Origin of the sequence: Pseudomonas sp. MWU16-30323, assembly GCF_020515595.1 — a bacterium.
Taxonomy (GTDB): Bacteria; Pseudomonadota; Gammaproteobacteria; order Pseudomonadales; family Pseudomonadaceae; genus Aquipseudomonas; species Aquipseudomonas yamanorum.
The window spans coordinates 259,641-272,288 of the sequence record NZ_JAIWYM010000003.1; the positions used below are offsets into that span (position 1 = coordinate 259,641).

Here is a 12,648-nt window from a genome sequence, read left to right on the forward strand (position 1 = left end):
TAACACAAATGATGCACCCAAACGAGAACCGATTGCAATAAGAATAGACCCCGAGCTTCTATGCGGCTTCCTGAAAGTCCATTTCCGGCGGCTGTTGCGAGAAGCCCCGCGTCAGGAAACCCAGGTACACCAGGCCAATCGCCAACCAACTCAGGCCCAGGTAGATCGCCAGGTGATCGAGGCTGACCATCAACCACAAATCCGCCACCAGGCCGATGGTCGGGAACACCAGGAACAACACCAGCTCCCGCAACCCGCGCTGCTTCGCGCCGATCCAGTAGTGGAAGATCACCGACAGGTTCACCAGGCTGAAAGCCAGGAACGCGCCGAAGTTGATGAACGAGGTCGAGGTGGTGACGTCCAGTCTCAACGCCAGTAACGCCACCACCGCGCACAGCAGGATGCTGTTGACCGGCGTACCGAAGCGCGCATGCAAAGTACCGAAGAACGACTTGGGCAACACCCCGTCGCGCCCCATTGCAAACAGCAACCGCGAACCACTGGCCTGGGCCGAAAGCCCCGACGCGAACTGGCCGACGATCAGGCCGATCAGGAAGATCGACACAAACAGGTCGCCGCCAATGTTGCGGGCGATCTCGTAGGCGGCGGAATCCACGTCGGTAAATTCAAACGATGGGTGAGCAATCTGCACGAAGTACGACACCCCGACAAAGATCAGTCCGCCGATCAGGGTGATCAGCATGATCGCCCGGGGAATGGTGCGGCGCGGGTCACGGGTTTCTTCGGTCAGGGTGCTGACCGCATCAAAGCCCAGGAACGAATAGCAGGCGATCGCCGCGCCGCTCATGATCAACGGCATGTGCATCTCGCCGTTGAAGAACGGGGTGATGGTCCACAGCGGCTTGCTGGCGTCACCGCCGATGTAGTGGATGCACAGCGCGACGAAGGCGACCAGCACCAGGAACTGCACCAGCATCAGCAAGGCGTTGATGCCGTTGGCGAGTTTCAGGCCGATGATGTTGATCACGCTGGTGACCCCGATAAACGCCAGTACCCAGACCCATTGGGGCACAGCCGGAAAGGCCGAATGCAGGTAGGCCGCGCCGATCAGCCAGATGGCCATGGGCAGGAACAGGTAGTCGAGCAACACCGCCCAACCGGCGATAAACCCGAGCTTGGGGCTGATGGCCTTGCGCACGTAGCTGTAGGCGGAACCGGCCACCGGGAACGCCGAGGCCATGCGGCCGTAGCTCATGGCGGTGAAGAACATCGCCACCAGCGCGGCCAGGTAAGCGGCCGGGACCATCCCGGCGGTGGATTGCGCCAGGATGCCGAAGGTGCCCAGGACAATGATCGGTGTCATATAGGCGATGCCAAACAGCACCACCGACCCTAGCGACAGGGTGCGTTGCAAACGAGCCATGAGCGATTCTCCGCGCAATTATTAGAGTTATGGCAGGACTGAAGTCGGTGCAGCAGGAACAATAGTTTTTATGGTTGAAGCCGCTTTTTGAACGGGTGCCACGTTGTGGTGACTACCCCTTTTGTGGCGAGGGAGCTTGCTCCCGCTGGGCTGCGCAGCGGTCCCAAAATCTTAGGGCCGCTTCGCGCCCCAGCGGGAGCAAGCTCCCTCGCCACAACAGCATCCGTGCCACAAGAATCGGGGTCAGGGTTTGGGGATCAGCAACTCCCGCGTTCCGTCTTTGCGCTCAATCACCTCCCCCGGCAATTTCAAGCGCTGGTCATCCAGGTAGCGATAATCCTGTCGCGCCGCCGCCAGTTGCCCCAGGTCCAGTTCAACCCTGAACTGCCCTTCCGCGCGCCCGGCTTCGAACAGCAAGCTGCCAAACGGATCCACCAGCGCACTGCCACCGGCAAACATCAGGCCGTCGTCGCCCTCTTCCACCCGGTTGACCATCAGCGCAAACGCCTGGTTTTCCTGGGCGCGGGCCATGATCGCGGTGCGGTGGGTGGGGCCGTACGGGTCCATGTTGCCGTTGGTGACGATCAACACTTCAGCGCCCAACTGCGCCAGGGCGCGGGCGGTTTCCGGGAATTCGATGTCGTAGCAGATCAGCAGGCCCACGCGCACGCCGTTCCACACGCAGGTGGCGTAGCGGTCGCCGGGGGTGAACACGCCGCGGTCCGAGGCCCACAGGTGGGTCTTGCGATAACGCAGGGCGATGCCGTCCGGGGTGACCATCAAGGTGGTGTTGTAGAGCTGGCCGGCGTCGTTCTCGGCCATGCCGATGACAACGGCGATATTGTGCGTGCGCGCCGCCTGGATAATCGCCTGGACGGTCGGGCCCTCCACCGGCTCGGCCACCTCGGCCACGGTGTCGGCGGTCGGGAAGCCCATCAGGTGAGTTTCCGGGAATACGACCAATTGGGTATCCGCCGCACACGCAGCAATCGCCGCCAAAGCGCGCTCAAGGTTGTAAGCTGTGGCGTTATCGCGGCCTGCCAACTGGGCAAATTCGACCTTCATGGTGATTCCTTGTTCTTTATCTGTGGCGCAGTATGCGCAGCCGCGAACACTCGGGAAATTACGCAGCCGGGTTAACCCTATGGGGGTAGATGCATGACATTGTCGCTGGAAGACATCGCCTGGCACCGTTCGGTGGGGCAGATGATAGACGCCCTGGACCAGCCGAATTTCTGGACGCAGCTGGTCCGGTTGCTGGACCCATATGTGCCGTTCGACAGTTGGGTGGTGTTGCTGTTCAGCAGCGCGCACAAGCCCCTGGTGTTCGCCGAATGCCCGGGCCAGGACGGTGAGCCGGACCATCTGTTCCAGGATTACCTCAACGGCTTGTACCTGCTCGACCCCTTCTACATCGCCAGCCGCGAACACTCGCGCACCGGGCTGTTTCGCCTGGCCGAAGTGGCCCCGGAGCATTTCGAGCTGACCGAGTACTACCAGCGCTACTTCCGGCTGAACGTGGTGGCCGATGAAATCCAGTTCAACTGCCAGCAACCGGACGGGCGAACCTTATGCCTGTCCCTGGGCTCCAAACAGCGCTTTGACCCGCAGCAGATTGCCCTGCTGTCGCTGATTCAGCCCTGGGTGCTGGGCTTGCTGCGCCAACGCCTGCCCCATGAACTCAACCAGGTGAGCGCCCCGCAGGCGCCGATCCACAACGATGGCTGGGGCGCGCAACTCACCGCGCGGGAGCTGGATGTGGGCCGTTTGATGCTCAGTGGTTGCTCCAGCAAGGAAATCGCTCGTAAGCTGGAAATCTCTGTTGAAACCGTGAAAGTCCATAAGAAACACATGTACAGCAAGCTGGGGATCAAATCCCAGTCGGAGCTGTTCTCGATTTTTCTGCAGGCGCAAAACGCCTGAAAATCGTATTACTGATGAGTGGAACCTAAGGAAAACCGTATGAGCCTGTCGTTACTAAGCCGTTACGCGTTCTTTGCCGCCTGCGTCATTTTCACCCTCGCCAGCATGCCGTTTATCGAACACGAATGGGTGTGGCCAATCGCGACAGTCACCGGCATCCTCAGCCTGATCGGCATTTTCGACCTGCTGCAAAGCCCCCACGCGGTGCGCCGCAACTATCCGATCCTGGGCAATATCCGTTACCTGGTGGAAGGCATCCGTCCGGAAATCCGCCAATACCTGCTGGAATCCGACAGCGACGCCCTGCCCTTTTCCCGGGCCCAGCGCTCGCTGGTCTATTCCCGCGCCAAGAACGAAAGCGCCGACAAACCCTTCGGTACGCTGATTGACGTGTACCAGTCCGGCTTTGAATTTATCGGCCACTCCATGCGCCCTGCACCGTTGAGTGACCCCAGCGCGTTTCGCGTGATGGTCGGTGGCCCGCAGTGCAAGCAGCCGTACTCGGCCTCGGTGTTCAACATCTCGGCCATGAGTTTCGGCTCGTTGAGCGCCAACGCGATTCGCGCCCTCAACCAGGGGGCCAAGCTCGGCAATTTCGCCCATGACACCGGCGAAGGCAGCATCAGCCCCTATCACCGGGAAAACGGCGGCGACCTGACCTGGGAACTGGGCAGCGGCTACTTCGGCTGCCGGACCAGCGCCGGCCTTTTCGACCCGGAGCGCTTCGCCGTACAGGCGCAGAACCCGCAAGTGCGGATGATCGAAATCAAGATGAGCCAAGGCGCCAAACCAGGCCACGGCGGGATCCTGCCCAAGCACAAGGTGACCAAGGAAATCGCCGAGACTCGCGGCATCATGATGGGCGAAGACTGCATCTCGCCGTCGCGCCACAGTGCGTTTTCCACCCCCATCGAAATGATGCACTTCATCGCCCAGTTGCGTGAGCTGTCGGGCGGCAAGCCGGTGGGTTTCAAGTTCTGCCTGGGCCACCCGTGGGAATTCATGGGCATCGCCAAGGCCATGCTCGAAACCGGTATCCTCCCGGACTTTATCGTGGTGGACGGCAAGGAAGGCGGCACCGGCGCCGCGCCGGTGGAGTTCACCGACCATATCGGCGTGCCGCTGCGTGAAGGCTTGTTGTTCGTGCACAACACCCTGGTGGGCTTGAACCTGCGGGACAAGATCAAACTCGGCGCCAGCGGCAAGATCGTCAGCGCGTTCGACATCGCCAGCGTCCTGGCCATCGGTGCCGACTGGGCCAACTCGGCGCGGGGCTTCATGTTCGCCATTGGCTGCATCCAGTCGCAAAGCTGCCACACCAACAAATGCCCCACCGGCGTGGCCACCCAAGACCCGCTGCGCCAACGGGCACTGGTGGTGCCGGACAAGGCCCAGCGCGTGTTCAACTTCCACCGCAACACCCTCAAGGCCCTGGCCGAAATGCTCGCCGCCGCCGGTCTCGATCACCCGTCGCAACTGTCGGCCAAGCATTTGGTGCGACGTATGTCGGCCACCGAGATCAAGTTGTTCTCGCAGTTGCATGTGTTCCTCAAGCCAGGGGAATTACTCACCGGCGAAGTGAACGGCGAGTTTTATTCGCGCATGTGGCAGATGGCGCGGGCCGATAGTTTTGAGCCGAATGAAATCGCCGCTGCCTGATAAACCCCGCTGAAAAACCCCGCTGAACCGGACCACCGAACGGCATCGTAGAAACAAGGAGCTTTACCATGCCGTTACTGGACTTTGCCGCCATCGCCGCACCACTGCCGGACACCTGGAAATCCACCCGCCTGGGCCAGGTCGGCCCGGCGCGGATCAAGGTGCTGCGCATGGACGCGCAGGCTTATGAAGAAGAAACCCACGACTACAACGAAGGGCTGTTGGTGATCGACGGCCTTTTGCGCCTGTCCATCGGCGAGCAGGCCATCGACGTCGTCGCCGGTCAGATGTACCTGGTGGAAGCCGGCATCGCCCATGCGGTACTTGCCGGTAGCCACGGCACGCTGGTGATCATCGACGTTTAAACGAAGCGATGAGACATTCAGCAAAAAACTCGGCTTTGCAATTGCTTACAAATACCGCCAACCTGCGCCCCGCCCGACGTACGGCTCGGCAAAAGCCGTCGTCCGCTTGTCATTACTAAACCCTTTGTTCAAGAGCCCGCTGCCATGCTGAACGGACGCGACCCGCGCATCGATTTTTTTCGGGGCCTGGCGTTGATCTTCATTTTCTGGGATCACGTGCCCCACAACCCCCTGGGCCAGATCACCCTGCGCAACGTCGGTTTCAGCGACGCGGCGGAAGTCTTCGTCTTTTTGGCCGGTTATGCGGCGGTGCTGGCCTACGGCAAGGTCCTGCAGCGCGACGGTTACTTGATCGCCTGCGTAAAAATCTGGCGACGCACCTGGGTGCTGTACGTGGTGCATATCTTCTTGCTGGCGATGCTGATGGGCATCGTGTTCTTCGCCAACAGCCATGTGGAAACCCGCGACCTGGTTGAAGAGATGGGCCTGACGCACTTCGTCACCCATCCCCAGCAAGCGTTGGTGGATGAGTTGCTGTTGCGCTTCAAGCCCAACCTGATGGACCCGCTGCCGCTGTACATCGTGCTGCTGGGTTGCTTGCCGCTGGTGCTGCCGTTGCTGCTGCGCAAGACCTGGGCAGTGGTGGCTGTTTCGCTGGCGGTGTACCTGCTGGCCCCGCACCTGGGCTGGAACCTGTCGGCGATTGCCGACGGCGTGTGGTACTTCAATCCGGTGACCTGGCAGTTGCTGTTTGTGCTGGGCGGTGCGGCGGCGATTCATGCGCAGCAGCCACGTCCCGCAGAAACCCGTGGGCTGTTGCGTCAGCCGCTGTTCGTGGCTGCGGCGGTGTACGCGCTGGTGGCGGGGGTTCTCACGCTCTCGTGGCGCTGGCCGGAAATCCACGATGCGCTGATGCCATCGGCACTCAGTGACCTGCTGTACCCCATCAGCAAGACCGACCTGTCGCCGGTGCGTCTGCTGCACTTCCTGGCCCTGGCCTATGTCATCGCCAAACTGTTGCCCGGCCGCGCCTGGACGCAAAACTGGCTGGCACAACAAACCTGCCGCATGGGGCGTTACTCCCTGGAAGTGTTCTGCCTGGGGGTGCTGCTGGCGCCCCTGGCGGACATGATCAATGCGATCACCGGCGATGCCTTCGCCATGCAAATCTTCACCGCACTGGCAGGCGCAGGGCTGATGGCGTTGCTGGGGGCCTGGCTGGATTTGAACAAGCGGCTCACCCAACCGGCACGCATCGCCATCGCCTGAAAAACAAAAAGCCCCGAAAGGGGCTTTTTGTTGAGCGCAGAACAATCAGCTGGCGGTGCGTGCCGCAGCTTGGGTGGGCTGCAACTTGAACACGTAGAACAAGACGGTCAGCACCACCAGGAACGCCGGGCCGACATACAGCGCCACGCGGGTATCCGGGAAGTACGCCATCAAGCCCACCACCAACACCAGGAACGCCAGCGCCAGATAGGAACTGACCGGGTACAGCCACATGCGGTATTTGAGGCCGTCACGTTCGGCCTGGGTCAGGCTCTTGCGGAACTTGAGCTGGGCCAGGAGGATCATCAGCCAGGTCCAGATCGCACCAAAGGTGGCGATGGAGGTGACCCAGACGAAGACTTTTTCCGGGACCATATAGTTGAGCAACACGCCCAACAACAAGACGAAGATCGACAGCAGCAGCGCCTTGCGTGGCACGCCGTTGCTCGACGTCGTACCGAACGTGGCCGGGGCCTGGCCGTTCTGCGCCAGGCTGTAGAGCATGCGCCCGGTGCTGAAGATCCCGCCGTTGCACGACGACAGCGCCGCAGTGATCACCACGAAGTTGATGATGCCGGCGGCGGTCTTGATGCCAAGACGCTCGAAGGTCATCACGAACGGGCTGCCCTGGGTGCCGATTTCGTTCCACGGGTAGATCGACAGGATCACGAACAACGCACCGACGTAGAACAGCAGGATGCGCCAGAACACCGAGCCGATGGCACTCGGGATAGTCTTCTGCGGGTTCTTCGCTTCACCGGCGGTGAGGCCGATCATCTCCACGCCCAGGTAGGCGAACATCACCATTTGCAAGGACATCAACACGCCCTGTACGCCGTTGGGCATAAAGCCGCCGTGGCTCCACAGGTTGGAAATCCCCAGGGCCACGCCATCGTTGCCGAAACCGAAGGCAATGATGCCGACGCCGCCGATCACCATGGCAATGATGGTGACGATCTTGATCAGCGCGAACCAGAACTCAAACTCACCGAACGCCTTGACCGCGATCAGGTTGATGGTGCCCATGCTGACCAGCGCGCCGAGGGCCCAGATCCAGCGTGGCACATCGGGGAACCACACGCCCATGTACACGGCGACGGCGGTGATTTCTGCGACACAGGTTACCAGCCACAGGAACCAGTAGTTCCAGCCCGTGAGAAAGCCCGCCAGCGGGCCGAGGTAATCCTGGGCGTAGCGGCTGAAGGAGCCGGCCACCGGGTTGTGCACAGCCATCTCGCCGAGGGCGCGCATGATCACCAGGATCGCCAGGCCGCCGATGATGTAGGACAGCATGATTGCCGGGCCGGCCATTTCAATGGCCTTGGCCGAACCGAGGAACAGGCCGACACCGATACAGGCGCCGAGGGCCATCAGGCGAATATGCCGTTCGCCAAGTTCGCGTTTCAGCGGACCGCCCTGAGCGGTCTCGCCTTGGGGCAGGTGATTGCCAGCGGGCATAGGGATACAACCTCGTCTTGTTATTGGATATGAGCCACCGAGTCCGGAGCGTCGTGGCGGGTCTGCCAGGGCGTACCGTTTCCGGTTCACCTTTTGGGTAAAACGGTCTGGCCAGGCCAGATCAGCGGGGGTGCAGTATAAAAAGCTAAACCCAGGGGTTTTCACTCTATAAACGGCAAGATTCAGCGGGAACTCTCGGTAAACACGCCTTTTGCGGAGGAGCATTACCTGGCCAGCGTAGGAACCTTCGCCAACAAACGGCCGCGAGTATTGCACGGTAATGGTGCAACGTCATGCCCCGACCTTTGGCGGATTTACCGGCGGGGGAGGCTCTAGCTCGGCACTTTGTGGCGAGGGAGATTGCTGTGGCGAGGGAGCTTGCTCCCGCTGGGCTGCGTAGCAGACCCAAAGCCTGGGCATGCGGTTTATCAATCAGACCGGGGGGCGTTCTTTGGGAGTGCTTCGCACTCCAGCGGGAGCAAGCTCCCTCGCCACAGCAAGCCCCCTCACCACAGCAAGCTCCCTCACCACAGTGAGTTTCCAGGCACGGAAATGTGTACTCAACAATTCTGGGATCAAAGCCTCTATCAGGCTGCTAGCGTCAATTCATCTGGAGCAACAAGGACTGCAATGGAATGCCAGCACGCCCTCAATCCCATCGCCTGCGGACCGGCAGATTCAGCGAGCCCGGCAGGGCTTATCTGGTGACGGCGGTCGTGCACAATCGTCAGCCCCTGTTTGCCGACTTTCGTCTGGGTCGCCTGTTGGTAACAGAGTTCAGGCGCGCACAAGAGCAAAAATGGGGGAACTCCATCGCCTGGGTCATCATGCCCGACCACTTTCATTGGCTAGTCCAGCTTGAGCAACGCAGCCTGCCCCAACTGATGCAGGCGATTAAGTCCCGCAGCACGCACACGATCAACCGGGCGAGGAACCGTACAGGCGCTTTTTGGCAGAACGGCTATCACGACAGGGGAATCCGGGACGGTGAAGACTTGCGTCACTTGGCTCGGTACATCATCGCCAACCCCATCAGAGCGGGACTGGTTGAACGCGCCGGCGATTACTCTTTGTGGGATGCCTGCTGGCTATAACCAGAAATGGAAACCATTGTGGCGAGGGAGCTTGCTCCCGCTGGGCTGCGTAGCAGACCCAAAGCCTGGGCATGCGTTTTTTCAGTTAGACCGGGGCGGACTCTTTGGGAGTGCTTCGCACTCCAGCGGGAGCAAGCTCCCTCGCCACAGCAAGCTCCCTGGCCACAACAAGCTCCCTCACCACAGCAAGCTCCCTGGCCACAGCAAGCTCCCTCACCACAGCAAGCTCCCTGGCCACAACAAGCTCCCTGGCCACAAAAACAACATCACGCTCACAATTCCCCTCCCACTCGCCCACCACCGTCTAAGCTTCAACCAAGTCCGATCAATCTGCGTAAATGGATCAATCGACTATGGGCGCTTTATGGCAAAACGCTTCGACCAAGGCTGCGGTATCCACCGATAGCCCGGATGAACAGCCGTTGCCACAAAGCCCTCCCCCTCGCCGACGGTTGTGGTGGCGTCTGTTCTGGTTGGTGCTGTTAATTGCGCTGATCGCCCTGGGTTTTGCCGCCCTGCGGGAAATGCGCACTTCAAGGTTGCAGGCCAAAACCTTCTCCGACATCGCCTCAACCCTCACCTACCAAATGCATTCGGGCCCCAGCGATGCACGGGTTTATCCAGGCGCCGGGCCTTTTGACAAGCGCCTGGGCTACAGCGCCCTTGGCGAGTTCCTGCCGCGCCTGATCAAGCGTGACTACCTGATCCAGGCACAGGCGCGCTTCTCCCCCGACCTGATGGCCTACGCCCAGCGCGGCCTGTTCGTGCCCTACCCGGAAAAGATGCAGGCCGGCCTGACCATCACCGATTGCCGGGCCGCGCCGCTGTATCAGTTCACGTATCCACAACAGTTGTACCCAAGCTTTGCGGCGATCCCGCCGGTGGTGGTCAGCAGCCTGTTGTTCATCGAAGACCGCGACCTGCTCGACCCGAAAATCCCTCAACTCAACCCGGCCGTGGATTGGCCGCGGTTTGCCAAGGCGGCCTGGTCCCAGGCGGCTAAACTCTTGCACCTGCCCGGCCAGACAGCCGGCGGCAGTACCCTGGCGACGCAACTGGAGAAATACCGCCACTCGCCCGACGGCCTGACCCTGTCCGGTGGCGAGAAAATTCGCCAGATGATTTCCGCCAGCGTGCGCGCATACCAGGACGGCCCGCAAACCCTCCCCGCCCGCCAGGGCATCGTGCGCGACTACCTCAACAGCGTGCCCCTGTCGGCAGTGCCCGGCCATGGCGAAGTGCACGGCATGGCCGAAGGCTTGCGCGTGTGGTACGGCGCTGACTTCAACCAGACCAACGCCCTGCTCAACAGCAGCGACCCCAAACAACTGCCGCAAAAAGGCCTGGCGTTGCGCGAGGTGCTGTCACTGATGATCGCCCAGCGCCGCCCGTCTCACTATTTGTCCAAGGGGCACAAGGAGCTGGCGGACCTCACCGACAGCCACATCCGCCTGCTCGCACAGAACAACGTGATCGACCCGGCCCTGGCCAACGCCGCCCTCGCCAGCAAAGTCACCTACCGTGACTGGCAACAGCAACCAACGATCCAGCCAATCGAAACCAACAAGGGCATTACCGTCGCCCGCACTCGCCTGGCCGCCCTGCTCAACCAGCCGCTGTATGACCTCGACCGCCTCGACCTGTCTGCCACCAGCACCTTGCAGTCGGACCTGCAAGCCCAGGCCAGCGCCTACCTCAAGCACCTCGCCGACCCGGCCTTCGCCGCGCAGACCGGCCTGCTCGGCCCAACGTTGCTGACGCCCGCCAACACCGCCCAGGTGCGCTACAGTTTCAACCTCTACGAAATGACCCCCGACGGCGCGCGGGTGCGGGTGCAGACCGACAGCACCGACCAGCCGTTCGACATCAACGAAGGCAGCAAGCTGGAACTGGGCTCCACCGCCAAGCTGCGGGTGATGACCACCTACCTGCAAATCGTCAGCGAGTTGCACGACAAATACGGCGCGATGCCCGCTGCCCAATTGCGCAAGATTCCGGTGGACGACCAGGACCGCATCACCCGCTGGGCCCTCGATTACCTGATCCAGAACAGTGATCGCAACCTGCCGGCCATGCTCGACGCCGCCCTCAATCGCCAATACTCGGCCAACACCAGCGAAGGCTTTTTCACCGGCGGCGGTATGCACCACTTCCACAACTTCCGCAGCCAGGACAACGGCCGCACCCCCACATTGATCGAAGCCCTGCGTGAGTCCATCAACCTGCCGTTCATTCGCCTGATGCGTGACCTGGTGCGCTACACCACCTACCAGGGTCCGAACAACAGCGCCGAGTTGCTCAAGGACGACAACGACCCGCGCCGCCAGGAATACCTGGCCCAGTTTGCCGACCGCGAGGGCACTACGTTCCTGCTCAAGTTCTGGAAAAAGTACCGCAACAAAGATACCCAGGCGCGCCTCGATACGTTTCTCGATGGCATGCACCCCACCGCCATTCGCCTGGCCGCCGTGCACCGCTACCTGCTGCCCAATGCCAGCCAGGCCAGTTTCAACAGCTTTGTCCGCGCCCATTTGAGCAGCGTGAAAAGCCCTGAGAAACTCACCGACGAGCGCCTCGACAAGCTCTACCAGAACTATGGCCCCGGCGCCTATGACCTGCCCGACCAAGGCTATATCGCCAAGGTTCACCCCCTGGACCTGTGGTTGATGGGCTACCTGTTGCAACACCCCGACGCCACCTTTACCCAGGCCACCGCCGCCAGTGAACATGAACGCCAGGAGGTTTACAGCTGGCTGTTCAAGAGCCGCCACAAGAGTGCCCGCGACAGCCGCATCCGCACCATGCTGGAGATCGAGGCGTTCCTGGATATTCATCAGCGCTGGCAAAAAGTCGGCTACCCCTTCGACCACCTGGTGCCGTCGCTCGCCACGGCCATCGGCAGCTCCGGCGACCGCCCGGCGGCCCTGGCGGAACTGGTGGGGATTATCCTCAACGACGGGGTGCGCCAGCCCACCCTGCGTATCGACAGCCTGCGCTTTGCCGCCGACACCCCGTACGAAACCCGACTGGTCAATGACCCCAATCGCGGCAAGCGCGTGATGCCTTCCGAGGTCGCCACGGCGCTCAAGGGCGCGCTGTCCCAAGTGGTGGACGCGGGCACCGCACGGCGCGTGTCCGGCAGTTTCAAACTGGCGGACGGTACACCGTTGGCCATGGGCGGCAAGACCGGTACCGGCGACAACCGGATCGAAGCCATCGGCGCCGGCGGGCGGATTCTCAGCTCCAAGGCGATCAATCGTACGGCGACGTTCGTGTTCTACATCGGCGACCACCACTTCGGCGCCCTCACCGCCTTCGTGCCAGGCACCTCGGCCCAGGATTTCAAATTCACCTCGGCACTGCCGGTGCAGGTGCTCAAGGGCATGGCCCCGATGCTGACCCCGTATTTGCAACCCGCAAGCCTCACCCTATGCCAGGCGCCTTAGGGTGTTAACTACTCAGCCTTTTTTTGGGACGTTCCTCCCTAGACTCAAGG

At 61.5% G+C, this 12,648-nt stretch carries 9 protein-coding genes; 6 read left to right on the forward strand and 3 right to left on the reverse strand.

Translation table 11 applies throughout. The features are described from left to right. Positions 1–58 precede the first annotated feature (58 nt). On the reverse strand, positions 59–1,384 hold the full coding sequence (locus LIY45_RS06125; protein WP_226475673.1) for an APC family permease: 1,326 nt from the start codon (positions 1,382–1,384) through the stop codon (positions 59–61). 243 nt (positions 1,385–1,627) lie between these two features. Then, entirely contained in the window at positions 1,628–2,449 is an 822-nt protein-coding gene (locus LIY45_RS06130) for a carbon-nitrogen hydrolase family protein (protein WP_226475674.1), read from the reverse strand. 93 nt (positions 2,450–2,542) lie between these two features. Between LIY45_RS06130 and LIY45_RS06135 the strand changes: the two genes are divergently transcribed. The 4 genes from LIY45_RS06135 (at position 2,543) to LIY45_RS06150 (ending at position 6,600) form a co-directional block, all read left to right on the forward strand. Next, positions 2,543–3,307, forward strand: a complete 765-nt coding sequence (locus LIY45_RS06135; RefSeq protein ID WP_226475675.1) for a LuxR C-terminal-related transcriptional regulator — start codon at positions 2,543–2,545, stop codon at positions 3,305–3,307. A gap of 39 nt (positions 3,308–3,346) precedes the next feature. Further along, positions 3,347–4,966 (forward strand): FMN-binding glutamate synthase family protein, encoded by a 1,620-nt coding sequence (locus LIY45_RS06140; protein ID WP_063027376.1) that lies wholly within the window; start codon positions 3,347–3,349, stop codon positions 4,964–4,966. 68 nt (positions 4,967–5,034) lie between these two features. Continuing rightward, positions 5,035–5,331: a cupin domain-containing protein gene (locus LIY45_RS06145; RefSeq protein ID WP_226475676.1), complete on the forward strand. Its 297-nt coding sequence runs from the start codon at positions 5,035–5,037 to the stop codon at positions 5,329–5,331. A 144-nt stretch (positions 5,332–5,475) separates the two neighbouring features. After that, positions 5,476–6,600: an OpgC domain-containing protein gene (locus tag LIY45_RS06150; RefSeq protein ID WP_226475677.1), complete on the forward strand. Its 1,125-nt coding sequence runs from the start codon at positions 5,476–5,478 to the stop codon at positions 6,598–6,600. 45 nt (positions 6,601–6,645) lie between these two features. Here LIY45_RS06150 and LIY45_RS06155 read toward each other — a convergent pair whose 3' ends face one another. Next, positions 6,646–8,058, reverse strand: coding sequence for an amino acid permease (locus LIY45_RS06155; RefSeq protein WP_017480082.1), 1,413 nt, complete (start codon positions 8,056–8,058; stop codon positions 6,646–6,648). Positions 8,059–8,693: 635 nt separating this feature from the next. On the opposite strand from LIY45_RS06155, the gene LIY45_RS06160 reads away from it, so the two are divergent. Together LIY45_RS06160 and LIY45_RS06165 are read left to right on the forward strand one after the other, a co-directional pair. Next, entirely contained in the window at positions 8,694–9,152 is a 459-nt protein-coding gene (locus LIY45_RS06160) for a transposase (protein ID WP_226475678.1), read from the forward strand. 353 nt (positions 9,153–9,505) lie between these two features. Continuing rightward, positions 9,506–12,598: a transglycosylase domain-containing protein gene (locus LIY45_RS06165; RefSeq protein WP_226475679.1), complete on the forward strand. Its 3,093-nt coding sequence runs from the start codon at positions 9,506–9,508 to the stop codon at positions 12,596–12,598. Positions 12,599–12,648 lie beyond the last annotated feature (50 nt).

Bases quoted from the DNA above. Each gene is read 5' to 3' on its own strand.
- LIY45_RS06125 (WP_226475673.1), bottom strand. From the start codon at position 1,384: ATGGCTCGTTTGCAACGCACCCTGTCGCTAGGGTCGGTGGTGCTGTTT.
- LIY45_RS06130 (WP_226475674.1), bottom strand. From the start codon at position 2,449: ATGAAGGTCGAATTTGCCCAGTTGGCAGGCCGCGATAACGCCACAGCT.
- LIY45_RS06135 (WP_226475675.1), top strand. From the start codon at position 2,543: ATGACATTGTCGCTGGAAGACATCGCCTGGCACCGTTCGGTGGGGCAG.
- LIY45_RS06140 (WP_063027376.1), top strand. From the start codon at position 3,347: ATGAGCCTGTCGTTACTAAGCCGTTACGCGTTCTTTGCCGCCTGCGTC.
- LIY45_RS06145 (WP_226475676.1), top strand. From the start codon at position 5,035: ATGCCGTTACTGGACTTTGCCGCCATCGCCGCACCACTGCCGGACACC.
- LIY45_RS06150 (WP_226475677.1), top strand. From the start codon at position 5,476: ATGCTGAACGGACGCGACCCGCGCATCGATTTTTTTCGGGGCCTGGCG.
- LIY45_RS06155 (WP_017480082.1), bottom strand. From the start codon at position 8,058: ATGCCCGCTGGCAATCACCTGCCCCAAGGCGAGACCGCTCAGGGCGGT.
- LIY45_RS06160 (WP_226475678.1), top strand. From the start codon at position 8,694: ATGCCAGCACGCCCTCAATCCCATCGCCTGCGGACCGGCAGATTCAGC.
- LIY45_RS06165 (WP_226475679.1), top strand. From the start codon at position 9,506: ATGGGCGCTTTATGGCAAAACGCTTCGACCAAGGCTGCGGTATCCACC.